Raw genomic sequence first — 24,405 nt, 5'->3', positions numbered from 1 at the left:
AACCTGAACGTTAAACAACTAAGTGTATTGAGTTACCTAAAAAATAGCATCACTAAAGTCACATTAATTTGATGCTAAAGCTAAGTTTTGAAAACAATAAACCTTTTTCTCACCATAAATAATGAAAAGTAAAAAAATTAGCATTTTTGATATTGCACATGTGTTACCACGCTGTTAATGTGAGGTAGATTTTTTATTTGAGTTTCTGATATGCATAAGTTTTTTTCATTATCTCTGCTAACCTTAGCCTTGGCTACCACGCCGGCTTGGGCCTTTGATTTAAGCATTAATAACGACCTAGTTGATGCAGCCAAAGACGCGGGTAAAGCAGCCACCTTAAGTGATGACGACATTATTAAAATGGGTCGCGAGTCAGCCAATGCCTATGACGCCCAAAACAAAGTAGCTGCACCCAGTTCTGACTATGCTAAACGCTTAACAAAACTTACCCAAAAACACCTAAAAGAAGATGGTTTAAACCTCAACTTTAAAGTTTACTTGGATGATAACGTCAATGCCTTTGCCCTACCCGATGGTAGCATTCGTGTTTATGCTGGCTTGATGGACATGATGACAGATCAAGAGCTCATTGCGGTGATCGGTCATGAAATTGGTCACGTAAAGTTGCAACACAGTAAGTCCCAATTTCAAAAAGCCTATGCCACTAGCGCAGCACGAAAAGGTGTTGCCTCTCAAGGCGGTGTGGCGGGCAGTTTAGCGAAGTCACAACTTGCCGATTTAGCTGACCAAGTGCTCAAAGCACAATTCTCGCAATCTGATGAATTAGGCTCTGATGACTATTCAATTAAATTTATGAAAAAGCATGGTTATGATCCCAAGGCCTTAGTTTCGAGTTTCAAAAAGCTGGCAACCCTTGGTGATGTGGACAGTATTACATCCACTCACCCTGCACCATCTAAGCGAGCCAAACGAATAGAAGAGACGCTATAACGTCTTACCACCCCTTTAACGCAAAAGACTGCAATCTAAGCGTTTGCCGGCCGTTTGGCCGGCTTTTTGCTTTTCAGCTTTTGGTTTTTTAGTTAGGAGCTCACATGCAGCAGCACATCGGCTTGGGTTGTACTCATATGAAACTGGCCGTTTATATTGCCAATCGCCCTGATACCGCAGATTACCAGCAGATGACAGAGTTTCGAGCCCTGCAAAAAGGTGATATTGCAGCCATTAATCTGGCATGTGGTAATGGCTGGCGTAAGGTGTTTAATGTCTACGCAAAACTCGTAGCAGCCTTGGGTGAGCCATACCAATCTGCTCATCCCAAGCCAGCCACCTGGCAAGATTATCGCGATAGCCACTTGCTTCAACGCCATTCAAAAACAGCGTTATTATTTAGTGCTCCGTCCTTTCCCTTAGCCCCCAATGTGACGCATTTAATCATGGGTAAAACCTATGCAAACCAGCTACTCCGTCAAGCCAACCTATTCGACCAGCTGGTTTGGGTTGAGCCCTACCTTGCTCTATTGCCCAAGCAGCGACTCATTGTTTGCCCCTACTTTGATTACCGTCAGTTGAGCAATGCCAAGCTGGCTCGGTTAGTGGAAATAATTCACGCCATGGACAAACGTCTCCCCGCTTAGGCAAGTTTCTCACCACAAAATGGACAGTAGTGAATCAAAATCATACTGTGATAAATGATCTCACCCACTTCTTCTGCCTCGCCCATTGCCACTTCTTCCTCGTCGGCATAGTGAATACCGTGAAGCTGCCAAGCATCAACGGGCTCGTCTTGGCTCGCAACACAATGAAGAATGCGGTCAAATTTTGGATACGTATTCGCACTGCAACGATGTTCTTTATCGTATTCACAATCCGTCATGTCATTTAGTTCTGATAGATTCATAGATCCTCTTGTCTGAATTTAAAGCCCGGTACTGACTCGAGTTAGCTATACTACTTGTAACACTATCATACGGGCATAGTATGCAAATCAGTCAATTGCAACAAACCACGCACACCCAGTACTGCCAATTAAGTGCAAAGGTAAGCTTTGAAAACCAACAACAAGCACATCAGGTCTACTTTCGTGTTCCCCTTGCATTTAGCCATCATATTCGCCTTTGCTTCGAGCCATTTTTATTTTCGCTGTTGCCTATTGCCCTCGTTAAACAAGAACAACACCTTCATATAGAGGGCGCACTTTGCCCTGACAGCCTAGCTAACGCGACCTCCATATTGAAACTATTTCAACTCTGGTATCAACACCCGCACCTGCCAAAGATAACGGCACAATCATATCAAGTGCAACAGCCTACTTCGACTAAAGCCGGGCTTTTTCTATCTGGAGGGGTCGACTCGATGGCCAGCTTTTGTCGCAGCGTCCAGACTTACCCCGCTGACCACCCACGCCGTTTTGCTCACGCCTTTTTTGTTTATGGGATGGATCTGGGCGATCCCAATAAGCCTGATGCTCGGAAAACCTATCAGCAAACTGTTCATGCCTTAACCCAGTTTTTACAACCCTACGGTTGTACCTTAGTCCCCGTGACCACCAATGTTCGACAGCTTTACGGGCACTGGCGATTCTACGCTGACTACCATTTTGGCCCTTTAATGGCAGGGATCGCTCACGCCTTGTCGGCAAAAACCAGTGAATTTACCATTGCGTTAGATAACCAAATTCAAAACTATGTGCCACGCGGCTCACACCCTTTACTGAATAAATACTTCAGCAGCAGCTTTTTGACCAGTCAGGGCCTATTAGAAGCTTATACTCGCCTTGAAAAATACGCTTTCTTTGAAGGGGTCCCGGATGCCATTGGTTACTTACGCGTCTGTCATAGTCCGCCAACTAACAGTCAATACACCAACTGTGGCCAATGTGAAAAGTGCGTAAGAACGAAACTGGAATTATTGGTTAATGGCTATTTGGAGCAAGGTACAAACTTTGCCGATCAAGCCATCACGGTACAACACCTTCAGCAGATCCAATTAAGCAATATACTCGAGCTAGAGTATTACCAAGCTATCGAAACCGCGCTCACGGCGCAGCAATATGATGAACTGGCTAAGATCATTCGCGCTAAGTTGACCAAAGCCTGGCGCCTGCGGTTCAAGCACAAGTTACTGCAATGGGATCAACGCCATTTGGATCACCGTTTACTAAAAACCAAAAATAAGCTTTTGGCTTGGCTTAAACCCAGTAAAAAAAGCGAAACATTGTTGGAGTCCATCGACAATATCTCGGGTAAAGGCTAGGGCCTGCTACACCTATTATATCCCTTTATATCGCTCAACAGATTCGGTATATATCGCCAATTGATCTGCGTCGCTAAATTTAGCCTTTTGTTGTTCAAGATAAAAATCCGGCTCTTGACCATTTTTCACTTTCCATACGTCATAGGCAGCCTGCTTATCTATCTCGATAGCTTGTTTCTCGTCGCTGGGTAATAAAGCTAAGTTGTAACTGGTCATTTAGTATTTATTCCAAAAAAAATCGCCCGTAGGCGATTTTAGCTGATCCTATAACCTGAATTAAACCCATTAACAAACTTAGTTTAATGCCTGTTTGTTATGCAGCTTAATATTGATCATGCGTAACGTGGCTCCGATACCGGCAAGAACTTGGTTCGTGTTTACGCCTCGGGTGCGCAGCAGCTTGCCTTCATCTCGCCAGGTGACAATACATTCCGTCAATGCGCTGGTTTGGCCGCCAGGGGGGATCCTAAGCTCATAATCCACCAGCTCAGGGAACGCAAAATCGTCCTCGCCCAGCACTTGTTTCATTGCGCCAATAAAGGCGTCAAAGCCACCGTTACCACTGCCTGCGGCTTTGTGAATAGTGCCGTTAACTGAAACCCGAATACTGACAACGGATTCTAAATCCATCCCGGAAGTGATCGAGCAGTTTAATAACTCAACATGGTTGTAGTCTTTGCGCTCTAATAAATCCGCCACTAAGAAAGGTAAGTCTTCGGGCGTAATGGTCGCCTTTTGATCGCCTAGCTTAACAATGCGCTTAAGTAGCATACGCTGCTGCTCTTCACTAAGCTCGATGTCCATGGCTTCCAAGTTTTTAGCAAGAGAAGCTTTGCCACTCATTTTACCTAAGGCATAACTACGTAAACGGTTAAAGCGTTCAGGCGTCAAGGCAGACATGTATAACCCGCCTTTTTTATCGCCATCGGCGTGAATACCACTAGTTTGGGTAAACACATCGGCGCCAACGATCGGCGTATTATCGGCAATGCGTTTGCCAGAGAAGTTTTCAACTAATTGGCTAATATGATGCACTTGGCCTTCGTCAATGCCCACCTCAAAGCCGAGCTTATCTTTAAGCACCACGGCGACTTCCGCGAGCGACGCATTACCTGCGCGCTCACCTAAACAGTTAACGGTACAGTGAATAGCGCTTATGCCCGCTTTAGCTGCAAACATGGCATTGGCCGTGGCTAGGCCGTAATCGTTGTGGGGATGGAAATCAAATTTGGTATCAGGGAAGCGCGCAATCATGTCCGAAAGACTGTCAAACACCTCATCAGGTGACATCACTCCGAGCGTATCGGGCAACATAAAATGCTCAATACCTGTGTGGCGCAGTTTATCGACCATTTCGTAAACATATGCTGGGCTATCTAGGTAACCATTTGACCAATCTTCAAGGTAGAGATTGACCCTTAAACCTTGGCTTAAAGCATAGTCAACGGTTTGGATAACATCAGCAACATGTTGATCCAATGTCTTTTTTAATTGTTCACTGCAATGTTTTAAACTGCCTTTGGCCAGTAGGTTTAACACTTGGCCGCCGGTATCTTTGATCCAGTCAACACTTAAGGTGTGATCAACAAAACCCAGCACTTCAATGCGATCGACTAAGCCTTCGGCTCGTGCCCAGTCATTAAGTTTTTTAACCGCTTCTTTTTCACCATCGGACACCCGTGCAGAAGCCACTTCCAAGCGGTCAATTTTTAATTTTTGCAATAATGCCTTAGCAATACTGACTTTTTCTGTCGGTGGAAATGACACAGACTGGGTCTGCTCACCATCACGTAGGGTCGTGTCCATTAATAGCACACGGCGTTTTGACTGTCCCATGCTGAATTATCCTTGTCTCACGTAAAACTTACGCAAATCATGCGTAAAAAAAAGCGCGGCGAATGCCGCGCCTTGATCCAAGCTACCTTAGGTAAGGTCAGCAAATAACCTAGGTTATTTCCAAAGCCAAGGTAGTTGTTGCTTGTGCTTTTCTTCGAAAGCTGTGATCTTATCTTCGTGTTTAAGTGACCAAGCGATGTCATCTAAACCTTCTAATAGACTTTGCTTACGGAACGCATCGATCTCAATCTTGATCTCGATACCGCCCGGTGTGGTCAATTTCTCTGCTTCTAGATCAACGGTAAACTCAACGCCTTCGTTGGCGCGAATTTCATCCATCAAAGCATCCAATTCAGCTGGGGTAACCTTGATTGGAATGATGCCGTTTTTGAAACAGTTGCTGAAAAAAATGTCAGCAAAGCTGGTCGAGATAACGGTGTTAAAACCGTAATCTTCAATCGCCCAAGGGGCATGTTCACGAGATGAACCACAACCGAAGTTGTCACCCGCAACCAAGATTTTCGCACCTTGGAAAGCCGGCTTGTTAAGTTCAAACTCAGGATTTGGCGTAATACCGTCATCCAAGAAACGCCAGTCGTGAAATAAGTGAATACCAAAACCGGTACGCTCAACTTTTTTCAAGAACTGCTTTGGGATGATTTGGTCTGTGTCTACGTTACTGCGATCCATTAATGCCGCAATACTAGTGTGTTTTTTATATGGTTGCATTTATAACTCCAAACAACTTAGTGAAGCGATTAAGGATTAGTCCCAATCACGGATGTCAACAAAAGTACCCGCTACCGAAGCAGCAGCCGCCATCGCTGGTGAAAGTAGGTGCGTACGACCACCCTTACCTTGACGTCCTTCAAAGTTACGGTTAGAAGTCGATGCACTACGTTGACCTGGTGCCAATTGGTCACCATTCATCGCTAGACACATAGAACAACTTGGCTCACGCCATTCCCAACCGGCTTCGATAAAGATTTTATCTAAGCCTTCTTCTTCTGCTTGGTTTTTCACTAAGTATGAACCCGGTACTGCAATCGCTTGTACACCAGGTGCAACCTTTTTACCTTTTAACAGCTCTGCTGCCGCACGAAAATCTTCAATACGACCGTTAGTACAAGAGCCGATAAAGATGATGTCTAACTTAACATCGGTCAGCGACTGACCCGCTTCAAGGCCCATGTACTTAAGTGCTGAAGCCGCAGCTTGCGATTTGATCTTGTCGCTAAAATCATTAGGACCAGGAATCGGCGCATTCACATTGATCACTTGCTCTGGCGACGTACCCCAAGTGACTTGTGGTGCAATGTCTTCGGCTTTTAGTTCTACAACGGCATCAAATTGTGCGCCTTCATCGCTCACTAGCGACTTCCAGTACGCTACCGCTGCATCCCAGTCTTCACCTTTAGGTGCAAACTCTTTACCTTCTAGGTAATCAAAGGTCGTTTGGTCAGGTGCTATTAGACCCGCACGCGCACCGCCTTCAATCGCCATGTTACACAGGGTCATACGCCCTTCCATGGTTAGATTACGAACTGCTTCACCAGCAAATTCAATAACATAACCTGTACCACCCGCTGTACCAATTTTGCCGATAACAGCCAGTGCGATATCTTTGGCGGTAGCAAATTTAGATAGCTTGCCGTCAACCTTAACCAGCATGGTTTTAGATTTCTTCTGTTGTAACGTTTGGGTTGCCATTACGTGTTCAACTTCAGACGTACCGATACCAAATGCTAGCGCGCCGAATGCACCATGGGTAGCTGTATGGCTATCACCACAACATGCCACCATACCTGGATGAACAAAGCCATGCTCAGGTACAACAATGTGGATTACGCCGTTATTTGGGCTTTCCATATCGTATAGATTTAAACCGTGCTCTTTACAGTTGGCAGCCATGGTCTCGATTTGCTTTTTGGCAATCGGATCAGTTAATACCGCACGGGCTTCTTTCTTGGTTGGCACACAGTGATCCATGGTAGCAAGCACACTGTGTGGGTTACGGATTTTACGATTCTTAAGCTTCATGCCTTCAAAGGCTTGTGGGCTTGTGACTTCGTGCATGAGCTGTCGGTCCACGTATAGCAGAGGCGTGCCGCCTTCTGGCTCATGAACTAAATGACTGTCCCATATCTTTTCATACATCGTTTTATTCATTGCTTCCCTTACCACTCTTCACTTTGCGTTACTACTTGCGTGACTACGCAAATCAACCGCTGACAATGCAATTTGAATCTGCTTATCATGTCGGTGGATCAGCTGAAAATCGCAATATTAAATCATCACTAGAATTGGCTCAAGCGAGAAATAATAGTTTGAGCCAATTTCACAGGCTAAAATGCTAATCCAAAAGGTTCAGAACCTAAAAAATTAGAACTTTAATCTGCAATATTCATGAAATATGACACTTGATACTTAAAATAATAAATAGTACAGAAGCATTATCTATATCACACTAAACCACCTCTTGTGAATATTTATTAATTTTTTAGGCGGTTTTATTCAGTAATCAAGGTGTTTATGCTTGTTTTTTACACTCTTTATGTAAGTTTTGTCCCTCTCCTAGCATCGCGCTGTCTTGGTGCGACCAGAACATATGCTCATCGCTGACGAACTTAGCCCCTGAGCCAGCTGGCACCGAGGTCAACTCCTTAGCATCACCATTGAGGTATAAGGTCGCCTTGTCTTGCTTGATATCAATGTAGAATTCAAGGTTTCCTTGGCACACATACTTGTCACCTTGCGGCCCTTTCGAACAAGCCGATAATCCAAATAACGCAACCATGCTCGCTGCTAGAACTAAGGTTTTCATTTAATTCAATCCTTAAATAAATATGAAAATAATTGTCTTCTTTCTGTGTCACTTAATGCCGTGACACGGGCAATATTTCGCTCTGGGATCAGAGCATGATCAGGATAACTGTCCAGTGCTCTGTTCATGCTCTCTTCCCTGATCAGGTGAAATACCGGAAACGGTGCGCGGTTGGTCAGGTTTTCCGCATCTTCTGGTTCTGTGTCAGCAAATTGATAGTCAGGGTGGAAGCTGGCTATTTGATACACGCCGTACCACCCTTGCTCTTCAATCAGCGCATCGGCCCAATCGAGTGCATCATTAAAATCATAGAAATCGGCCAGCATCTTAGGGGTCACGAACAAAATCGTATCAAGCTGATGGGCCTCTGTTTCGTCAAGGTGGGTGAAGGCTTTGGCCAAATCACTGAGTAAATTTGTTGCTTTATGAGCATCACTCACCCACACTGCAATCTGCTTGTTACGGTGTGGCTTATTGGCAAACGGACACAAATTGAGCCCGATAACCACTTGCTCTAGCCACTGCCAGATAAGCTGTTCGACCCCCTTGTCTTTAACGATCATTTAAAGACACAATGTTTGGCGTAGTCAGCGGCTTCATTGGCGGTAATATCACCCGCCGACTTGTCTTTAATTTGCTGACACCACTTTTCTGAGCCAACTTCTGGTTGACATGCCGCCAAAAAAAAGACGACCACACCTAGTCCTAAGTATTGCGTTAATTTCATCCTATTCTCTGTCATTAAGCTTTAATAATGATCAGATCTTACTACAAATCAAGCGCATGCTTAATAGCCAAAAAATAAAAATTCTCGGCCGCCTTAATCGGCCAATTCTTGGTTTACTGCTATAACCAGCCTCATAACATGGCCAATTTGGTTGGCCAGTAAACAAGTCATTGAGTCACTTAACGAGGGGGCGCCGAGTGAATGTTGAAAGGGTTAAGATAAACCCATTGAGACAGCGAGGCCGTGTTCAGTCTTTATCACTTCAATTGCTTAGCACCATTTCCCCCCTACCTTATGTTTTATCCCATCTACTAGGTGAAGCGTGATTTAGGCGATTGTGTTGATGGGGAATAGACCCCATCAAGCATCTTCTGGTAAATAAGAAATAGCGATTAAAACTGATAGGCAGCCGACAGTTTAACGTTACGCCCTGGCTCATAGTCATCCACCACGACGCCCCGCGCAGTACCGGAGCGAGAAGCATGAGAGGTGTAAGTTTCATCAAAGATGTTATCAATGCCGAAGGTTAAAGATAGCCCTTCGATATGAGCCGGCACCCACTGCGCATATAAATTGTGAACGTCATAGCCTTCTTTCACTGGTTGGCCCTCAAACACGTTGTCTTCTTCAAGCACCACCATAGACGTCCAACCAAACACACTGTCTATTTCATCAGCTTGGTAATCCAGTGTTAAAGCTATGCTATCACCCATATCAATACTTTGGCCTATACCGTTTGGCACCGGCCCGCCAGTGGTTTTATCTTTCGCGTCTGATTTAGCGTAAGACAGCTTAGTGTTAAATTGCTCGAAACCATAGAAGACGCTGGCTTCAAAGCCTTTAATTTCAACATCACCCAAGTTATAGATCCGATAAATCGCGGGGGTGCTGTCATACATGTATTGCTCAACAATGTAATCATCGATATCCGTAATGAAATAACTGATATTGGCGCTCAATACATGCTTGCCTATCTTCTTGTCAAAGCGTATCCCTGCTTGGCTATTTAAGCCCGTTTCTGCTTTGATATTTTTATCTAAATAGGCCACATTTTGATAAGCAATAAAGGACTCTAATAAATCAGGGCCTTTAAACAAAGATCGGCTGCTCGCGTAGAGCGCCCATTCCTCACTCACTTGCCAATCTGCCGCCAGCGCCCAAGTGAGCTCATCAAAGGTTTTGTTGCCTGTTACAGCCTTACGTTGGTAATCCTCATATCTCAAGCCTGCTGTGATGTAAAAATGTTCGGTGACGTCAAACTTATCTTCTAAAAAGAGCGCCGTTGATATGGCGGACTCTTTCATAAACCCTTGACCACCGTATTTACTCGAAGACGTTCTGTCCAAATAATCCGCACCATAGGTAAGGGTATGGTTAAACGCACCCAACAAAAGCTGGCTTTGAAATTGTGCGTTTGCGCCTACATTTTTATTTTTTGCTGAATTTTTCGACAACCGATTCGCTGGCCAGCGACCCGTGATCACCGACTCGTCACGTATAATTTCGGTCTGACTCTGATACAAGGTAACCTTGCCTTTATGCTGCTCACCCCGTAATTCATAATTTAATGTCACGGTATCACGATCATAGTCCGTCGGGATCAGTTGATCCTTAGACAATTGGGTATTCGCTCCGCCAAACATATCAGGGCGAGGACTATAATCCCCGCTGTCACGATAAATATCGTAGGACAACTCTAAACGATGTAAATCACTTATTTCATAACCTAGTTTTCCGAGCACATTATAAACATCGCCCGCCGCGCCAAAGGTTGTTTCGCCATCGCCATTTTTAAAGTCGTCACGGGATACATATTGGCCATACACCATGGCGTCGACCTGCTCACTAAAGAGGCCATATAAAGTTAGCGAGCCTTGCTGGCTATCATTACTGGCATAGCCCCCGTAAATACGTGAGCCAAACACTTCACCATAGCTAATCAAGTCTCTGGCATCTTTAGTTTCAAAATACACCGAGCCGCCAAGACCACTTTGCGTCACTGAATTATTGCCCACTTGGATCTCAGCAGATTTCAAGATGTCGGGGTTTAAGGTTAAATTACCTATGTGATGGAACATGTTAGCGTGTTGCGATGCGCCGTCTAAACGAATATCAAGCCGAGTTTCGTTCAAGCCACGAATGGTAATACGTTGGTTAACCGAGTGAGTCCCCCCTACGTCAACGCCCGGCACATCCCGCAATAAGTCCGACATATGGTCGGCTTGTTTCAACGACATGTCTTGCGTCAATAAGGATTCGGCATTGCTGGACACCTTTGTCCCCCAAACCACCATTTTTTCCGATTCTACCGACACTTCTTGTTGCTGCGCGTAAGCCATTGATGTCATCGCCATGCCCACGGCTATCCCAACTGTGGACTTTTTCAGACCGGAAGGATTGTGCGAACGACTTGGAGCGTTTTTCATATACACCTATAAATATGAATGATAATGATTATCATATATAATATTCATTAATCTCCACAATACAAAGACGATTGAGTTATGCAAAAACGCACAGATGCTGTGAGCAATGGGCAAGTGATAAAGAAGTCAAAAATGACCGAAAGTAAAATAAAAGTGGCGTTAACCAAAACCATTGCGGTTGAAGAAAGCCAGTTTATCGTCAGTCAAGGCCAAACAAATCCAATCCAATTGGCCCAAGGCAACTTAATGTCTTATCAATTTAATCAAGATATTTATGTCCATGGCGGCCTATGTACCGAGCTGGTAGATTCCTACATTGTCGCCACCACCCGTCCTGCGCTCCTCATTACTATCTTGCTGTCTGGTCGCCTCAACTTTAGTTATGACAACCTTCAGTTTGAACTCGATGCTAAGGATGGGCCTAAGGGCGTCGTGGTTAACCTAACCAAACCAACCAATTTTCGCCGAGGCCTAACGAAACAAAATGTCGTGAATAAGATCAACATATTGATCAAACCGCAATGGCTCTCATCACGGCTAAAAGACGATGTTCATCCTCAAAGCTTCTTTCAAACCCACCAAGCTTTTTTTGAACTCAATTTAGATCCTCCTCTTATCTCACTAGCGCAGCAAATTGCCGCCGTGAAACCCACTCAATTTATGGAAAAGATAGCCATTGAAAGTCAGCTCACTCAGCTTATTTATCAAGCCTGTCTACAGCTTCCTCATCAGTATCATCAACAGGAAGCACAGTTGTGCACCTATGTTGATCAACGCATCGAGAATATCATCAGCTATATCGAAAACAATTTGGGGCAAACACTTAATTTATCCGATATCGCCAACGCCTTTTCGATGAGTGTGTCTAATTTACAACGCCGTTTTAAACAAGAATTCAATATGACGGTCAATGGCTACATACGCCATCGACGTTTAAACATTGCCCGCCAGCATCTACAGCTCGGGTTGGTTTCTATCACAGAAGCAGCGTATGAAGCAGGATACTTGTACCCTTCTAACTTCACCCATGCGTTTCGTAAGGAGTTTGGTTTTGCGCCTCATAAACTTGGGGCGGTAGAAGCTTAGTAGTTGAATCGGAAAATAAACACCTGTATATTGCGAACAAATATGATAATCAATATCAAACACATTTGATCGCATGAACTATTTTATCGCTTTAATCTTTACTACTCTCTTTTATACCACAGCCAGTTTTGCTAAGCCGATTACGATTGAGCATTACATGGGCTCCACCCAGTTAAACCCTGATCCCAAACGCGTGGTCGCCATCGGGTTTGGCCCGTTGGATACCTTAGACTATTTTGGGATCAAGCCCATCGCCGTATCTAATTCCTCACATTTACCGTCTTATCTGGCCCAGTACGGTAAGCAAAATTATCCCTCGGTAGGCAGCTTGTTTGAGCCCGATCTCGAAACCATTTATACCCAAAAGCCTGATCTTATCTTAGTCGGGCCGCGAGGCGCCCCTAAATATAAAGAGCTAAGTGAAATCGCCCCCACTGTGGTATTCGCCATTGGTGAAGGCACAGATTATTGGCAAGGCACCCAGCAGCAATGGCGCAACCTAGGTAAAATATTTGAAATTGAAGCAAAAGTTGAAGCCAAAATTGCCGAGTTAGATGCACAGTTTCAAGCAATCAAACAACATAACCAGAGCAAAAATATCGATGCCCTCACCTTACTGAGCATAGGTGATAACATCAGTACCTTTGGTATTAGCTCCCGATTTGGCGTTATTTACAAAGAATTCGGTTTTAAACCCAGTGTCTCTAATAACAGCGTTAACCCCCATGGCGACGTGATTTCTTATGAATTTGTGTTGCAAGCTAAACCCAGCCATATATTAGTGCTGGATCGCAATAGCCTACATAACAAACAAAGCCAAAGTCTGCGCCAATCACTGGATAACCCGTTAGTAAAAGCCACCCCAGCCTACCAGCAAGATCAAATTACTTATTTAGATGTGGATGCATGGTATTTAGCCATGTCGGGTGTAACCGCAACCGAAACCATGGTGAGTGACATCAAACGTGCGATAAAGATGTAAGCAGGCTGATTTACCTTGAAAAAGTTATTGTTATCTTTAGCGGTGTTAAGCACCGCTTCCTTATTTGTTGGCGCCGCCAATTTAAACCTGCAACAGATACTAAACGGCGATCCACTGGCTTTAGAAATACTTTTTAGTAGCCGTCTGCCCAGACTGCTGGCTATCTTACTGGCTGGTGCTGGACTGAGTATTGCTGGGTTAGTAATGCAGCAGATCAGTCTAAATCGCTTTGCCGCCCCGTCGACCACAGGCACCATAGAATGTGCCATGTTAGGTTATGTAATCAGCCTGGTGTTCTTCGGTGAGTTTAGTCAGTTATGGTTGGTGTTTAGCAGCGCTATTATAGGTACCCTTGGATTTATCTATTTGATCCAGCGCATCCCCTTTAAGAACGTGGTGTTTGTTCCCTTAATCGGCATTGTTTTCGGTAATGTGGTCGAAGCCATCACCACCTTTATTGCTTATAAATACGATGTGCTGCAAAGCCTCAACACTTGGACAGTCGCCAACTTCTCCCATATTTTACGCGGCGATTTTGAGCTTTTATTTATCGCCGTGCCCATGGTGTTACTGACCTATGTATTTGCGACTTGGATATCGGCTGCCGCCATGGGCAAAGAGTTCGCGATAAACTTAGGGCTAAACTACCAGCAGATCTTGATCTTGGGTGTGTTACTCGTGGCGATCATGTCGGCCAGTGTCGTCATGATAGTAGGCCAGCTTCCCTTTCTTGGTTTGGTCGTGCCTAATTTAGTTAGTTTGTATTACGGTGATAATTTAAAAAGAAACATTCCCTTAACCGCTATTTACGGTGCCCTGCTGGTGCTGTGTTGTGACCTGATCAGTCGCCTGATTATTTTCCCGTATGATATGCCGATTGCCATTGTGATGAGTATCTTAGCCGGCGGCGTGTTCATCATTTTACTGCTCAGAGATAGAACCTATGCCTGATAGTGCGCGTTTACTGGTATTGCTTGCTTTTTCCTTAGGGTTAGTGATTTTAACGGTGGCACTTGGCCTCACTGCGGATAATTACGCCTATTTTTTATCTAAGCGGATCCCCCGTCTTTTGGCTATTATCTTAGCGGGCGTGGCCATCGCGCAGGCATCTTTTGTGTTTCAAACCATTACCCAAAACCGCATCCTTACACCCAGTATCATGGGGTTCGATGCTTTATATGTCACCACGCAAGTGCTGCTCGTCTTAATGTTTGGCAGCTTAAGTCATTTAGTGGTCAACCCCTATATCAACTTTGTGATTGCCACCACCAGCATGGTGGCCTTTGCGGTCATCTTGTATCGTTTCTATTTTAACCGCCCACATCGAAACCTTATTACCTTGCTGTTGGTTGGCTTGGTGTTTGGCCAGCTCTTTGCGAGTATTTCATCGTTTTTGTCTTTACTCATGGATCCAACCACCTTTGCTATGGTGCAAGCCAAGCTTTTTGCCAGCTTCAATAATGTTCAAACGGACTTAGTCTATCTCTGTAGCCCGGTGTTGATTGGCGTTAGCCTGTTATTGTTTCGCTTACACCCCAGCTTAGATGTTTTGCTGCTCGATCAGGATAATGCTACCAGTTTAGGTGTTGATGTCGCTAAATTAACCCACCAAATTTTTATTCTCAGCGCCATCGCCATCGCCGTTGCGACGGCATTGGTTGGTCCCATCATGTTCTTTGGCTTATTAGTCACCAATTTAAGCCGAGCTTTATTGCAAAGCTACCAACACAAGGTGCAATTACAAGGCTCTGCTCTGATTGCCATATGTTCGCTACTGGCAGGCCAATGGATAGTTGAGAACGTGTTCACCTTTGCCACGACCCTAAGCGTGTTATTCAACTTGCTTGGGGGTAGTTATTTTATCTATTTATTGATCCGTAACCGAGTTGCTTAACTATGATCCAAGTAAATCAACTGTCGAAATGCTATCAGGGAAAAAAAGTCGTTGATGGCGCACAAGCGCAATTTGAACGCGGCAAAGTCACCGCTATTATCGGCCCTAATGGCGCCGGCAAAAGCACCTTGTTAGCCATGGCTGCCCGACTAACAAGCCGGGATAGCGGTAACGTCATCATAGACGGGAAAGAAATAGCCCAGTGGAATACGGGGCAGCTCGCCAAACGCTTGGCCGTATTACGTCAAGCCAATAGCTTCGCCATGCGCTTCACGGTACAAGAATTAGTGGCTTTTGGTCGCTTCCCATACAGTAAAGGGCGACTCACTGATCGAGATAATCAAGTGATCCACTCGGCCCTTGCCTATTTAGATTTAGTCGAGCTAAAAGATAAGTACCTCGACGAGCTCAGTGGCGGACAAAGGCAAATGGCATTTATTGCCATGGTCTTGGCGCAAGACACAGATTATGTTTACCTCGATGAGCCACTCAATAATTTAGATATCAAGCATTCCCTGCAAATCATGCAAGTGATCCAAAAAATGGCTCATGAAATGCAAAAAGCTGTGGTCATCGTGATCCACGATATCAACTTTGCGTCGTGTTACTGCGATACCATTTTAGCCCTTAAGCACGGTAAAGTCGTGGCATCAGGTGCGGTGGACGAGGTCATTCAAGGGCCAGTGCTGTCCTCAATCTACGAGACCCCCTTTGAGATCTTAACGGTGAAAGGCAAACGTATTTGCTCATATATGGTGTAAAGAAGGATTACTTTTGATGTAGACAAGAGAATCGTGGACACAGGCACATATCTTGTCTATCTTGGCTAGATCCATATACCTGACTGCCTTTTTTATGAATAGCCAACGGCCAAATATAATTTTTATCGTCATCTTAGCATCATTAGCCGGCTTAACGCCCTTAGCCGTCGATATGTACCTGCCCGCTATACCCAGTATCGCTGCTTCTCTGGCAGCCGATATCAGTCAAGTACAGATAACACTAAGTATCTTTTTATTTGGTTTTGCCTTTGGTCAGCTTATTTACGGCCCCCTCTCTGACAGCTATGGCCGCAAAAATGTGCTCCTCTCCGGTTTATTGATCTTTATTGTCAGTAATATCGGCGTGTACTTTGTGCATGATGTTGAATTGCTGATGGTGCTGCGCTTTATTCAAGCCATTGGCGGCGGTGCTGCAGCGGTGATTGTGGGTGCACTGCTGCGCGACATTTATGCCCAAGACATGTTCGCCAAGATGATGTCGTTTGTTATTCTGATCATGACCTTGGCCCCTTTAGTCGCCCCATTGGTTGGCGGCTACATCGAGCTTTGGTTTGGCTGGCAGGCCATTTTCTACTTATTGGCTTTAGCTGGCTTAGCCACGGTGGTCGCGGTGGTGTGCTTGATCCCCGAAACCTTAGCCAAAGAAAGGCGCGTGCCCCTCCGTTTTGCAGGCGTGTTAAAAAATTATTTTAAAGTGCTGTCGAACAAACGCGCATTGGGTTTTATCTTAACCAGTGGATTTTCGTTTTCGGGCATGTTTATCTTTTTAACCACCTCCCCCTATGTATACATCGAATACTTAGGCATCCCCAGTGAAAGGTATGGCTATTACTTTGGATTAAATATTGTCTTTATGATGATATTCACCGCCATCAATGGCCGCTTTGTCACGGTAAAAGGCTATCGCTTTATGCTGACATCAGGCTTAACCTTATTGGGTTTTGCCGCCTTAATGATGCTGTACATTGCCCTATTTGATGTAAGCAACCCTTGGCTAATTGTCGCAGGCGTGGTCAGTTATGTTGGCGTGATGTCGCTCATTGGCTCCAATTGCATGACGGGAATACTTAATGACTTTAGCGATATCGCAGGGACGGCAACGGCATTAAGTGGCACATTGCGTTTTGGCATGGGGGCAGTAGCAGGATTAATCGTGAGTTTGTTTCACAGTGACAATGCCAGTACCTTGGCCATAGGCATGGCAGTTTCAGCCATTTTGGCTATTACCAGCTACTTGCTGCTAGTACGAAGCAGTTTTAAGCATGCTGAATAAACAACCTGAGTAAGCTAGCAGCCCCCTCTGGGGGAGGCGAGCTTGCTCGGCGAATCGCACAAGCCGACAGTGAGCCCCTCATCACATTAGCCGTTCTATAAAATACGTTTAACCATATTATCAGCCCGAAATACGCGCATTCTGCTCAGTAGCTTACGCACTTGTAATGGGTAATCATCCAAAGATTCAATCTGTTCATAGTGGGTGATCTTGGTGGTATTCGACAAAATTAAATCCAGCTCTTTAGCTTGTATGTCAGCGAGCGCGCCACTTTTATCTTGCAACAAAATGCCGTTTTCCAGATCGAGGCGCCAAGCTCTTGGATTGAGATTATTCCCCGTTAACAACATGGTTTGTTTGTCGGCATAAATGCCTTTTAAGTGAAAGCTGTTATTGTCATGACGCCATAAATGAATATTTAACAAACCTGAAGCAAGGTGTTTATTATGGCGCTTAGCAAACTTCCTTAAATTTAACTCGTATAAATAGGGTAAACCCGCGATGGTTTTAAACGGCTCAGTTGGCGGAATGTAAAAGTCATTCGCCGTTTTATCCCCCACCACTAAGGTGATGTTAACGCCGCGCTTTAGCATGGCGGTGATATCGCGAGATAAAGCCGCTGGAAAATTGAAATACGGCGTAAACAATACCAACTCACGTTGGGTACTGTGAAAAATATGGCGGATCATTTGATTTAGCTTGTTGCCCCTTGCGCCAAAGCCCGCTAGTGGCACTAACCCGATTTTACCGTCCTGAGGCGACAAAGCTTGGCCTTGGTAATCATATTGAGCCGTTTTTAAATGCTTACGTAATTGACGGTGCTGCGCCTTCATTTCAGCCACACTCGGAACGGGTGCGACATTGAGTGGCACAACACCAAAATCCTCCACGATCAGCTGCTTTATATAATGAACAAAGCTATCGGCCAAGGCGGCGTTAGCGATTAAACAGTAACGATCGTAGCGATAACGTTCTTTTTTATGCAGATAAATATTATTTAAGCTGGCACCGCTATATAGCACCTTGTCATCAAATACAAACCCTTTGAGGTGCAGTACACCAAATAGCTCACGGTTCTTAACCGGGATGCCATAGATATTAAACTGACTTTGATGTTCGAGGGCATACTGTTGGTAGAAGGTGGCATTGGTCGAATCGGCGGCTTGGCCGATCAAACCGCGCTGGGCGCGGTGATAATCGACTAATACGACTACTTCTAATTGAGGGTTTTGCTTTTTAGCTTGGTCTAGCGATAACCAGATCTCACGACCCGCTTCATCATCTTCTAAGTATAAAGCGGTAAGATAAATACGCTGCTTGGCCGCGGCAATACATTCTAAAATGGACTGTCTAAATTCATCGGCATGATACAAAAATTGGATATCTTGAATATCCGCGGTTAAAAAAGGCTGTGCGGCAATAAATGCTAAACTTTTGTTCACTTTGTCCATCATGCTTAATTCTTTTATTCGCTCAGAAATGCGTGGCTACTATACCAAATATCATATCCTGCCAAAGCAGCAAAGGCATGGCTTTATTGCAAAATTGCGCTACAAAGCCATTGTTTGGGCGAAAAAAAAGCCCCTTTGGGGCTTTTATAATCAGTGTCAGACCAATGGCTAGATTAAACGTTCAAGAATGCCTTAACTTGAGCGACCACCGCTTCCGCAGTTGGTTGGTCTTCCATTTCAGCAAAAATACGTAATAGCGGCTCAGTACCTGAGAAACGCGCAATCACCCAACCGCCGTTTTTGAAGTAAACTTTAGCGCCGTCTTCGTAACTGACTTTCTCAATTTCGTAAGCAAAATCGGGCAGCTCTTTGTCTTCATAGATGCGCTTGTAAAGCACTTCTTTTTGCGACGGCTTAAAGGTACAGTCACCCTCTGCGGTGTAAGCGTAGCCGTAACGTGCATAGATTTCTTGCAATAGCTCGCCCAGTTTTTTACCTGTTACACAGATCATTTCAACTAATAAGCTAGATGCAAATACACCGTCTTTACCTTTGATATGACCACGAATCGTTAAACCACCTGAGCTTTCACCTCCGATCAATGAATCATCGGCTTCCATTTGTGAACTAATGTGTTTAAAGCCAACTGGCACTTCAAAACTCTTCTCACCGTGGTCGGCGGCAATCTTGTCCAGAATATGCGTGGTCGCAATGTTACGTACTACCGAGCCTTTCAGGCCTTTGTATTTTAGTAGGTAGTAGTAAAGCAGTAGTAGCACTTCGTTCGGGTGAATAAAGTTACCTTGCTCGTCGATAATACCTAAACGGTCAGCGTCACCGTCGGTGCCGATACCGATATCGTAACCTTCATGAGCCACTAAATGCTTCAAACGGTATAAAGTGGCTGCACTTGGGCTTGGCATCAAACCGCCGAAACCTGGGTTTTCACCGTCGTTGATTACGTCCACTTCACAGCGCGCCGAGATCAAAACAGTTTGCAGTGCGTTTTTAGCTACACCAAACATAGGGTCGATCAACACTTTTAAATTAGCATTTTTGATCGCATCGACATCTAGGTAGTTAAGGATAGAGTCAACAAACTCATTCATTGGGTTGATCACAAGTACTTTACCTTCGGCAACAGCATCTTCTAAATCAATGGATTTAACGTCAGCTTGCGTTAGGTTCGCAATTTGTGCTTCGATTTTTTGTGTGATCACTTCATCAGCGTCACGACCACCTTCGATAAAGACCTTAATACCGTTGTAGTCGGCTGGGTTGTGTGATGCCGTCACACACGCGCTGTATTGACAGCCCATTTCGCGACACTTAAACATCACCACAGGGGTCGGTACGTATTTGTCGATAAAGCTTACCGTAATGCCGTTGGCTGCAATCACTTCGGCCAACCAAGAGCCGGCTTTCTTAGATAGAAAACGGCGGTCAAAACCAATCACAAAGCCTTTGTCAGCAACATTTTCATTGTTGATGATGTTAGCTAATGCCTGGCCCACTAAACGTACATTATCTTTGGTGAATTCTTCACCGATAAAGGCGCGCCAGCCGCCTGTTCCAAATTTAATCATGACTATCCCTACACTCTAAAATTTAAAAATAAAAAAGGGGCTTGCAAACCTGCCCGCCCCTTAAAAAATCGCATTATGATTGAGGCTGAGTTAAAACTTAGCCCATTACCACAACTACTTCGTTCACGCTGCCTTCAGCTTGAACAGGGATCGAACCTTCTACTGCTTCACCGTTTAGGGTGATAGACGCGACGCCTTTGCTCACGCCATTCGGGTTCTCAACCTTGATGTTGTATTGTGCACCGCGCCATTGACGCTTAACTTCAAAACCAGGCCAATCAGTTGGGATACATGGGTTGATCTCTAGACCTTGGTAGCCACAGCTGATACCTAAGATGAAGTTAGTTACCGCGTAGTATGCCCAACCAGCAGTACCGGTTAACCATGGGTGGTTAGCGCGACCGTGATCTTGATGGTCACGACCCATGATGAACTGTACGTAAGAGTATGGCTCTACTTTACGATGGTCTGTGTTCTCGTTTTGGTTGTACGGGTTTAGCGCATCGTAGAACTTCATCGCTTTATCACCACGACCAAGCTTAGTCTCAGCAACCCAAGCCCATGGGTTTGGATGTGAGAAGATAGCGCCGTTTTCTTTAACGCCTTGGTATACGCGAGTGACGAAACCGATGTCATCATTTGGCGTAGCAAATGACGGTGCGTTTAGGTGCAGACCGTATGGCGAGTATAGGTGCTCGTCAACGCTGTCCATCGCACGCTCACCGCGCTCTTGAGAAACCGCACCAGAAAGCACCGCTAAGGTGTTAGATTCTAAGTGGATACGACCTTCAGTTTGTTGCGCTGTACCGATCTTGTCGCCGTCTTTTGTTAGGCCGCGGATGTACCAGCCACCCTCTTCGTCCCATAGGTGCTCTTCACACGCTTTTTGAACGCCTTGCGCCATTGCAGTGTATTTAGCAACGTCTTCATCTTTACCTAAGTGCTTAGCGAGTTTGATGAACTCATCTAGTGCCCAGTAGTGTAGGAATGAAACCATTGAAGATTCACCACCGCCTAGGTTTAGACAGTCATTCCAGTCAGCGCGTAGACCTTTACAGATACCGGTTTGACCCACGTATTCAGCTGAGAAATCTAATGCTGCTTTCATGTGCTCGTAAACAGTGGCTTCGCCGCCGTTTGCGTATGGGATCACTTCGTCAAAGAAGCTGTGCTCACCAGACTCTAACACGTAGTTACAGATGGTTGGAACAATCCATAGATGGTCATCAGAACACGTATCTTCGATACCGTGGATCTTGTCGTCATCAGATGGCGTTGGAACAACCGTTGGTGATTTAGATGGTTTAACATCTTTTCTCTCTGGATCGAACCAGTCTGGATCGAATAAGTGCAGACCGTAACCTTCTTTAACCTGACCGCGTAATAAGTCAACGATACGCTTACGCGTCATTTTCGGGTTAGCGTGCGGTACAGAAATCGCATCTTGTGCGGTATCACGGTAACCAAGACCAGTACGACCACCTACTTCGATGAAAGAAGCAAAACGAGACCAAACTACACAGGTTTCAGCTTGGTATAGGGTCCAAGCGTTGATCATGGTGTCTAGGCCTTGGTTAGGCGACTTAACTTGGAACTTATCACAACGCTCGCTCCAGTGATCTAGAATGCCTTGGAAAGCTGCGTCTACATTGGCAAGATCTTGGTATTTAGCACGTAGTTTAGCGCCGTTACCTTTACCAATACCCAGGATGTAAGCAAAGCGTACTTTTTCACCCGGTTGGATTACAAATTGCTTGTGTAGCGAGCCACAGTGGTTGTAACACGTTTGTGCACTGTTAGAACACTTACCTTGCTCTACTGCAATTGGGTTCGCTTCGTCGCGGTATGCGCCTAGGAATGCATCGCGCTGGCCGTCGTATGAATCTGGATCAAACGTAGAAGCTAAGTAGTAGAAACCTTCAAAATCGTCTGTGTTGTAGTATAGATCGTACTCAATCACGCCATCTTCGTATGCCGTACCTGCAGAGTACAGAGACATCTGATGGTTTTGGTTATCTGATTTAATGTGAGAGAAAGAAAACTCAACAAAAGAGAATGCAGAGATGGTACGAGGCTTGTCGCCGGTGTTTTCAATAACCACATCCCACACTTCAGCATCTTCGCCTTTTGGTACGAATAATGTCTTAGTGGCTGTGATGCCGTTGTATTCACACTTGAATTTAGAGTAAGAAAGACCGTGACGTACTTCGTATTTCGCTTCGTCTAGGCTTTTCGCTACTGGCTGCCATGAGATTGACCAGTAATCGCCTGTTTCGTCGTCACGTAGGTAAACATAGTGTCCTGGGCGGTCGAAAGACGCGTTTGGACGGAATTTAGTCACACGGTTGTACTCTGGAGAATTATAGAATGAGTAACCACCCGCGTTGTTAGAGATTACGGTACAGAATTTTTCAGTACCTAAGTAGTTGGTCCACGGCGCCGGCGTATCCGGACGTGTGATCACGTACTCACGATTTGCATCGTCAAAAAAACCGTATTTCATTTATTTTCCATCCTTACTTATGTTGCGTATTTCGGTGCTTCCAAAATACCAAAATGTGATACTCGCAAAAAAATAAAACTAAAAGTTAAAAATCACTTTGTATCATAGTGGCTGCTTAAAATTTGTGTCCAAATCAAAACACAGTGAAATAACAGCTTTCTTAAAATAGGTAATTAAAGCTGATATTCACAAGGCCCAACAACCTAGATAGCTTCCCTGTGAAAAAATCCTTTTGTAGCGCCGTGTTTTTTACCATATTGCTGCGCCGAAACAAAGCGCAAATAGGCTTTCACCAGCGCTGTCACTTGATACTGTGATAGCTGTCACCATGTCAAAAAAACAAAAAAACAAGCCATTGTATTGTATGGCTTTTTTAAATCCTTTTCAGACTATCGACGGGTAATTAGGTGAATAGTTAGCCACTCTAAGTGTTCTTATTAACGTAATTAACGGAATTAACGAGCTCATACTTTAGTTAGGCTTACAAGCTGGCTACATCTCATTACTTTTACGCTACTTTTACATTGCATGAAGGCAATCTTTAGGCAAAAAAAACGCTGCATAATTGCAGCGTCTTTTATGCTCAGTCGCGATTAAACAACTTTAGCAATACCTTCACATAGGGCTTCCATGTTTGACTTTGTCATGCCCGCAACCGAGATACGACCCGATCCAACGATGTAGATACCGTGCTCTTCTTTTAGCTTAGCCACTTGCTCTGGCGTCAATCCCGAGAAAGAGAACATGCCATTTTGACGCTCGATAAAGCTATAATCGCCTGCAACACCTTTAGCTTTTAGTGTTTGTACAAACAAAGTACGCATTTCCTGAATGCGGTCGCGCATTTCTGCCACTTCTTTATCCCAATCGGCGTAAAGCTCAGCATCATTCAGGATAGTCGTCACCACAGCCGCACCGTGTGCAGGTGGGTTTGAGTAGTTAGCACGAATGCCGCTTTTCACTTGGCTAAATGCCACTTCAGCCGTTTTGCTGTCTACCGCTACTAAAGTCACGGCGCCAACACGCTCGTTGTATAGGCCGAAGTTTTTCGAGAACGAGTTAGCAATCAGTAGTTCTTTGTTGTACTGAGCAAAAATACGTAGGCCTTGGGCGTCTTCTTCCACGCCTTTAGCAAAACCTTGGTACGCAAAGTCAAATAGTGGCAATAGCTCTTTAACCGCACATAGCTTAGCTAATACTTCCCATTGCTCTGCTGTAGGGTCAATACCTGTTGGGTTATGACAACAGCCATGGAACAAAACCAAATCACCGGCTTGTGCAGCTTCTAACGAAGCCAACATCGCAGCAAAGTCCAAGTCACGGGTTTCTGCGTTGTAGTAATCGTAGGTCACAACCTCTAGGCCAGCGGTTTTAAATACATTACCGTGGTTAGCCCAAGTTGGATTGCTCACCCAAATTTTATTTGATGGTAAGTGCTTAACAGCAAAATCAGCGGCTGTGCGCAGTGCACCTGTGCCACCTGGCGCTTGAGCAGTACAAGCACGCTTGTTTACTACGATGTCGCTGTCTTTACCAAACAGTAAAGCTTGCACGGCTTCACCGTAAGCGGCATTACCTTGAATGCTTAAGTAGCTTTTAGTCGTTTCTGAAGCCAGTAAGCGTGCTTCAGCTTTCTTCACGGTGTCGAGAATAGGCGTTTGGCCCTCTTCATTTTTGTAAATACCCACACCTAGGTTGATTTTGTTTTCACGCTCATCTTTTTTGAACGCTTCGGTTAAACCAAGAATTGGATCCGCAGCTGCTTCAACGACCTTCTCAAACATTGTAATCCCTCAATAAAATGACTAAAAGTTGCAGT

The 24,405-nt window shown here is 44.8% G+C and carries 22 protein-coding genes; 9 read left to right on the top strand and 13 right to left on the bottom strand.

Annotation, left to right across the window (positions count from 1 at the left end; genetic code table 11):
- Positions 1 to 210 precede the first annotated feature (210 nt).
- Both K6Y21_RS02315 and K6Y21_RS02310 read left to right on the top strand, forming a co-directional pair.
- Complete coding sequence (locus K6Y21_RS02315) at positions 211 to 951, top strand: M48 family metallopeptidase (protein ID WP_233070072.1); 741 nt, start codon at positions 211 to 213, stop codon at positions 949 to 951.
- A gap of 104 nt (positions 952 to 1,055) precedes the next feature.
- A complete protein-coding gene (locus K6Y21_RS02310) occupies positions 1,056 to 1,598 on the top strand; it encodes a DUF6942 family protein (protein ID WP_233070071.1) in 543 nt (180 codons plus the stop codon).
- Here K6Y21_RS02310 and K6Y21_RS02305 read toward each other — a convergent pair.
- Positions 1,595 to 1,861, bottom strand: a complete 267-nt coding sequence (locus tag K6Y21_RS02305) for a hypothetical protein (protein WP_233070070.1) — start codon at positions 1,859 to 1,861, stop codon at positions 1,595 to 1,597. The genes K6Y21_RS02310 and K6Y21_RS02305 overlap by 4 nt on opposite strands.
- Before the next feature lie 80 nt (positions 1,862 to 1,941).
- Here K6Y21_RS02305 and K6Y21_RS02300 point away from each other — a divergent pair, with 80 nt between their 5' ends.
- Positions 1,942 to 3,216: a hypothetical protein gene (locus K6Y21_RS02300; RefSeq protein ID WP_233070069.1), complete on the top strand. Its 1,275-nt coding sequence runs from the start codon at positions 1,942 to 1,944 to the stop codon at positions 3,214 to 3,216.
- A 15-nt stretch (positions 3,217 to 3,231) separates the two neighbouring features.
- Here the strand turns inward: K6Y21_RS02300 and K6Y21_RS02295 are convergent, their stop codons facing one another.
- The 8 genes from K6Y21_RS02295 to K6Y21_RS02260 form a co-directional block, all read right to left on the bottom strand.
- Positions 3,232 to 3,432: a DUF3283 family protein gene (locus tag K6Y21_RS02295; RefSeq protein WP_233070068.1), complete on the bottom strand. Its 201-nt coding sequence runs from the start codon at positions 3,430 to 3,432 to the stop codon at positions 3,232 to 3,234.
- A gap of 78 nt (positions 3,433 to 3,510) precedes the next feature.
- Positions 3,511 to 5,052: a hydroxymethylglutaryl-CoA lyase-like TIM-barrel protein gene (locus tag K6Y21_RS02290; protein ID WP_233070067.1), complete on the bottom strand. Its 1,542-nt coding sequence runs from the start codon at positions 5,050 to 5,052 to the stop codon at positions 3,511 to 3,513.
- Between the two features lie 114 nt (positions 5,053 to 5,166).
- Positions 5,167 to 5,781, bottom strand: coding sequence for a 3-isopropylmalate dehydratase small subunit (gene leuD / locus K6Y21_RS02285; protein ID WP_233070066.1), 615 nt, complete (start codon positions 5,779 to 5,781; stop codon positions 5,167 to 5,169).
- Between the two features lie 36 nt (positions 5,782 to 5,817).
- Positions 5,818 to 7,221, bottom strand: coding sequence for a 3-isopropylmalate dehydratase large subunit (leuC, locus tag K6Y21_RS02280; RefSeq protein ID WP_233070065.1), 1,404 nt, complete (start codon positions 7,219 to 7,221; stop codon positions 5,818 to 5,820).
- A gap of 361 nt (positions 7,222 to 7,582) precedes the next feature.
- A complete protein-coding gene (locus tag K6Y21_RS02275) occupies positions 7,583 to 7,876 on the bottom strand; it encodes an MliC family protein (protein ID WP_233070064.1) in 294 nt (97 codons plus the stop codon).
- A 5-nt stretch (positions 7,877 to 7,881) separates the two neighbouring features.
- Positions 7,882 to 8,439: a DUF1415 domain-containing protein gene (locus tag K6Y21_RS02270; protein ID WP_233070063.1), complete on the bottom strand. Its 558-nt coding sequence runs from the start codon at positions 8,437 to 8,439 to the stop codon at positions 7,882 to 7,884.
- Positions 8,436 to 8,603, bottom strand: a complete 168-nt coding sequence (locus tag K6Y21_RS02265; RefSeq protein ID WP_233070062.1) for a DUF3012 domain-containing protein — start codon at positions 8,601 to 8,603, stop codon at positions 8,436 to 8,438. Before K6Y21_RS02265 ends, K6Y21_RS02270 begins: the two co-directional genes overlap by 4 nt.
- A 392-nt stretch (positions 8,604 to 8,995) precedes the next feature.
- Entirely contained in the window at positions 8,996 to 11,029 is a 2,034-nt protein-coding gene (locus K6Y21_RS02260) for a TonB-dependent siderophore receptor (protein WP_233070061.1), read from the bottom strand.
- 132 nt (positions 11,030 to 11,161) lie between these two features.
- Here K6Y21_RS02260 and K6Y21_RS02255 point away from each other — a divergent pair, with 132 nt between their 5' ends.
- From K6Y21_RS02255 to K6Y21_RS02230, 6 genes are all read left to right on the top strand, one after another.
- Complete coding sequence (locus K6Y21_RS02255; protein WP_233070060.1) at positions 11,162 to 12,115, top strand: helix-turn-helix transcriptional regulator; 954 nt, start codon at positions 11,162 to 11,164, stop codon at positions 12,113 to 12,115.
- Between the two features lie 73 nt (positions 12,116 to 12,188).
- Positions 12,189 to 13,097: a siderophore ABC transporter substrate-binding protein gene (locus K6Y21_RS02250; RefSeq protein ID WP_233070059.1), complete on the top strand. Its 909-nt coding sequence runs from the start codon at positions 12,189 to 12,191 to the stop codon at positions 13,095 to 13,097.
- Between the two features lie 15 nt (positions 13,098 to 13,112).
- Complete coding sequence (locus tag K6Y21_RS02245) at positions 13,113 to 14,048, top strand: ABC transporter permease (protein WP_233070058.1); 936 nt, start codon at positions 13,113 to 13,115, stop codon at positions 14,046 to 14,048.
- Positions 14,041 to 14,991 carry an iron chelate uptake ABC transporter family permease subunit gene (locus K6Y21_RS02240; protein WP_233070057.1) on the top strand — a complete coding sequence of 317 codons (951 nt, stop codon included), beginning with the start codon at positions 14,041 to 14,043 and terminating at the stop codon, positions 14,989 to 14,991. Before K6Y21_RS02245 ends, K6Y21_RS02240 begins: the two co-directional genes overlap by 8 nt.
- A gap of 2 nt (positions 14,992 to 14,993) precedes the next feature.
- Positions 14,994 to 15,752 (top strand): iron ABC transporter ATP-binding protein, encoded by a 759-nt coding sequence (locus K6Y21_RS02235; RefSeq protein ID WP_233070056.1) that lies wholly within the window; start codon positions 14,994 to 14,996, stop codon positions 15,750 to 15,752.
- A gap of 94 nt (positions 15,753 to 15,846) precedes the next feature.
- The gene (locus tag K6Y21_RS02230) at positions 15,847 to 17,046 is read left to right on the top strand and encodes a Bcr/CflA family multidrug efflux MFS transporter (protein WP_233070055.1); all 1,200 of its coding nucleotides are present in this window, start codon (positions 15,847 to 15,849) and stop codon (positions 17,044 to 17,046) included.
- 95 nt (positions 17,047 to 17,141) lie between these two features.
- Here the strand turns inward: K6Y21_RS02230 and pssA are convergent, their stop codons facing one another.
- From pssA to K6Y21_RS02210, 4 genes are all read right to left on the bottom strand, one after another.
- The gene (gene pssA / locus K6Y21_RS02225; protein ID WP_233070054.1) at positions 17,142 to 18,500 is read right to left on the bottom strand and encodes a CDP-diacylglycerol--serine O-phosphatidyltransferase; all 1,359 of its coding nucleotides are present in this window, start codon (positions 18,498 to 18,500) and stop codon (positions 17,142 to 17,144) included.
- A 170-nt stretch (positions 18,501 to 18,670) separates the two neighbouring features.
- Positions 18,671 to 20,083: a phosphoglucomutase/phosphomannomutase family protein gene (locus tag K6Y21_RS02220; protein WP_233070053.1), complete on the bottom strand. Its 1,413-nt coding sequence runs from the start codon at positions 20,081 to 20,083 to the stop codon at positions 18,671 to 18,673.
- A gap of 97 nt (positions 20,084 to 20,180) precedes the next feature.
- A complete protein-coding gene (locus K6Y21_RS02215; RefSeq protein ID WP_233070052.1) occupies positions 20,181 to 22,586 on the bottom strand; it encodes a glycoside hydrolase family 94 protein in 2,406 nt (801 codons plus the stop codon).
- Between the two features lie 593 nt (positions 22,587 to 23,179).
- Positions 23,180 to 24,370, bottom strand: coding sequence for an amino acid aminotransferase (locus K6Y21_RS02210; RefSeq protein ID WP_233070051.1), 1,191 nt, complete (start codon positions 24,368 to 24,370; stop codon positions 23,180 to 23,182).
- Positions 24,371 to 24,405 lie beyond the last annotated feature (35 nt).

The organism is Motilimonas eburnea (assembly GCF_021295345.1).
GTDB lineage: Bacteria > Pseudomonadota > Gammaproteobacteria > Enterobacterales > CBDFNC01 > Motilimonas > Motilimonas eburnea.
The sequence above is the reverse complement of the archived record's forward strand: the minus strand, read 5'-3'. Positions and strand labels throughout refer to the sequence as shown.

Coding starts and splice junctions, on each gene's coding strand:
- K6Y21_RS02250 (WP_233070059.1), top strand. CDS start 12,189: ATGAACTATTTTATCGCTTTAATCTTTACTACTCTCTTTTATACCACA.
- K6Y21_RS02290 (WP_233070067.1), bottom strand. CDS start 5,052: ATGGGACAGTCAAAACGCCGTGTGCTATTAATGGACACGACCCTACGT.
- K6Y21_RS02295 (WP_233070068.1), bottom strand. CDS start 3,432: ATGACCAGTTACAACTTAGCTTTATTACCCAGCGACGAGAAACAAGCT.
- K6Y21_RS02265 (WP_233070062.1), bottom strand. CDS start 8,603: ATGAAATTAACGCAATACTTAGGACTAGGTGTGGTCGTCTTTTTTTTG.
- leuD (WP_233070066.1), bottom strand. CDS start 5,781: ATGCAACCATATAAAAAACACACTAGTATTGCGGCATTAATGGATCGC.
- K6Y21_RS02215 (WP_233070052.1), bottom strand. CDS start 22,586: ATGAAATACGGTTTTTTTGACGATGCAAATCGTGAGTACGTGATCACA.
- leuC (WP_233070065.1), bottom strand. CDS start 7,221: ATGAATAAAACGATGTATGAAAAGATATGGGACAGTCATTTAGTTCAT.
- K6Y21_RS02230 (WP_233070055.1), top strand. CDS start 15,847: ATGAATAGCCAACGGCCAAATATAATTTTTATCGTCATCTTAGCATCA.
- pssA (WP_233070054.1), bottom strand. CDS start 18,500: ATGATGGACAAAGTGAACAAAAGTTTAGCATTTATTGCCGCACAGCCT.
- K6Y21_RS02275 (WP_233070064.1), bottom strand. CDS start 7,876: ATGAAAACCTTAGTTCTAGCAGCGAGCATGGTTGCGTTATTTGGATTA.
- K6Y21_RS02315 (WP_233070072.1), top strand. CDS start 211: ATGCATAAGTTTTTTTCATTATCTCTGCTAACCTTAGCCTTGGCTACC.
- K6Y21_RS02260 (WP_233070061.1), bottom strand. CDS start 11,029: ATGAAAAACGCTCCAAGTCGTTCGCACAATCCTTCCGGTCTGAAAAAG.
- K6Y21_RS02240 (WP_233070057.1), top strand. CDS start 14,041: ATGCCTGATAGTGCGCGTTTACTGGTATTGCTTGCTTTTTCCTTAGGG.
- K6Y21_RS02270 (WP_233070063.1), bottom strand. CDS start 8,439: ATGATCGTTAAAGACAAGGGGGTCGAACAGCTTATCTGGCAGTGGCTA.
- K6Y21_RS02210 (WP_233070051.1), bottom strand. CDS start 24,370: ATGTTTGAGAAGGTCGTTGAAGCAGCTGCGGATCCAATTCTTGGTTTA.
- K6Y21_RS02300 (WP_233070069.1), top strand. CDS start 1,942: ATGCAAATCAGTCAATTGCAACAAACCACGCACACCCAGTACTGCCAA.
- K6Y21_RS02305 (WP_233070070.1), bottom strand. CDS start 1,861: ATGAATCTATCAGAACTAAATGACATGACGGATTGTGAATACGATAAA.
- K6Y21_RS02220 (WP_233070053.1), bottom strand. CDS start 20,083: ATGATTAAATTTGGAACAGGCGGCTGGCGCGCCTTTATCGGTGAAGAA.
- K6Y21_RS02235 (WP_233070056.1), top strand. CDS start 14,994: ATGATCCAAGTAAATCAACTGTCGAAATGCTATCAGGGAAAAAAAGTC.
- K6Y21_RS02310 (WP_233070071.1), top strand. CDS start 1,056: ATGCAGCAGCACATCGGCTTGGGTTGTACTCATATGAAACTGGCCGTT.
- K6Y21_RS02255 (WP_233070060.1), top strand. CDS start 11,162: ATGACCGAAAGTAAAATAAAAGTGGCGTTAACCAAAACCATTGCGGTT.